1 protein-coding gene and 2 pseudogenes are annotated in these 1,642 nt (G+C 67.6%); 2 read left to right on the top strand and 1 reads right to left on the bottom strand.

All coding sequences use genetic code 11. From position 1 onward, the window contains the following. The first annotated feature begins 317 nt into the window (after positions 1-317). On the top strand, positions 318-896 hold the full coding sequence (locus ABZ154_RS34985) for a hypothetical protein (protein WP_356838498.1): 579 nt from the start codon (positions 318-320) through the stop codon (positions 894-896). Between the two features lie 126 nt (positions 897-1,022). Then, positions 1,023-1,292 (top strand): annotated as a pseudogene (locus ABZ154_RS34980) (hypothetical protein). 138 nt (positions 1,293-1,430) lie between these two features. On the opposite strand, the pseudogene ABZ154_RS34975 reads toward ABZ154_RS34980, so the two are convergent. Beyond that, positions 1,431-1,642: pseudogene (locus ABZ154_RS34975) on the bottom strand (IS630 family transposase); the annotation flags it as partial.

Raw genomic sequence — 1,642 nt, 5'->3', positions numbered from 1 at the left:
TCAGACGGGTTTCCAAGAGCAGAAGTGGATGAGACGGGCGACGGGGGTCGTGCCTGGCCGGGCGGCATTCGGAACCTACGGGGTGAACCATGCTGAAACGGGGCACTCGCATAAGCCGCTTACCTGCTTTGAACTGCATAAACGCCCTCTCAGACGCCGGGGCTCCGGCGCTCGAGACGCCAGGCAGCAAGGACCGGGTTCGATCAGGCGGTGCGCGTAGCCCGGCTGCGCCGTTCCTGTGGCGTCCTGGTTCGACTGCGGCGAGCGTGGAGACGGCTTGTGGACCCCTGCGGGCCGTCTCGAGGTGAGGAGCAACGATGTCGGAACGCAATACCGTCCTGCGCAGTGTCCATGATCTGGGCCTAGCGGCCTGGTTCGGCGGGTCGTTGATGGGCGCTGTCGGTCTGAACGGCGCTGCCGGGAACGAAGGACCGGGGGAGGCCTCAAGGATCGCCAGCGTGGGCTGGGCGAAGTGGACACCGGTGAACGCAGTGGCCATCGGCGCGCACCTGATCGGCGGCACCGGGTTGCTGGCCGCCAACGCCGCCCGGGTGCAGAACCAGCAGGGAGTCGCCGCCTCGACACTGGCCAAAACAGTGCTGACCGGGGCGGCGCTGGCCGCAACCGCCTACAGCCGAGTGCTGGGCAAGAAAATCGAACTGTCCGCTTCCGGCGACCCGGAGGACCTGGAGAAGGCGGGCAGCCACCCCGTCGACCTGGACAAGGCCCACAGCCACCTGACGCTGATGCAGTGGGCCATCCCGGCCCTGACCGGTGCCGTCGTCGTACTCAACGCCCTGCACGGAGAGCAGCAGCGCCCCCTGCAGCAGAAGGTCGGCATGATGCAGAGGGCCGCCTCCCAGGTGCACGTGCCTCACCTCAGCCACCGCTGCTGACCCTGCCTTCGCCCCGCCGCGCTTGTGCACCTGACCCGTCGGCCGTTCCGTCGGCGGTACGGGCGGGGCCAAGACGGAACCAGGCAAGCCTTCGCCCTGTCGGCAGAGCGTGGAAGGCTTGGGCACATGGACAGAGATGAAGAGTTGCCGCACGGCCGGATCTACGGACAAGACCACCCCCGGTCCGGTCCGGTGCCCGGCCGCGACTACGCCGAACTGGTCGGCGGCCCGCTGGACGGCATCCTGCTCGACATCACCGGCTGAACAGCGGACGAACTTCAGACCGGTGCCGCCCTGATGACCGAGGTGGGCCAGTTCGGACCCGGCGGCCGCGCTGTGTACGGCCCGCGCTCCGGTGAGCGAAACCGCTGGGACTGGTCCGGCGACACACCCTGACGGTCGGCCTCTCGCTCCTCCTCCGGGCTCGGAGAACAGCCACCATGCGCCCTTCGCACTCTCATCCGCGGATGAAGCCCCAGTCCCCGAAGCTGGACCCTCAACTTCGGCCCTGCTGCCCCCGCCACCGCTTGAGTTCTAGTGTCCTGAGTCGTTAATCCGTGTGCCGTATGCGGCGAGGGTGTCGAGGATGTCGTCGGCAGTCTTCGTCCAGACGAACGGCTTGGGGTTCTTGTTCCATTCGTTGATCCAGCTGCGGATGTCCCGTTCGAGTTCGACGACGCTGCGGTGGGCCGAGCGGCGGAGTTTGCGGGAGGTCAGCTCGGCGAACCAGCGCTCGACGAGGTTGA

This window comes from Streptomyces sp. NPDC006261, from assembly GCF_040613515.1.
Taxonomy (GTDB): Bacteria; Actinomycetota; Actinomycetes; order Streptomycetales; family Streptomycetaceae; genus Streptomyces.
This window is presented reverse-complemented; position numbering and strand designations above follow the sequence as displayed.

What these genes read in the sequence shown, in the direction of transcription:
- ABZ154_RS34985 (WP_356838498.1), top strand. Translation starts at nt 318, where the DNA reads ATGTCGGAACGCAATACCGTCCTGCGCAGTGTCCATGATCTGGGCCTA.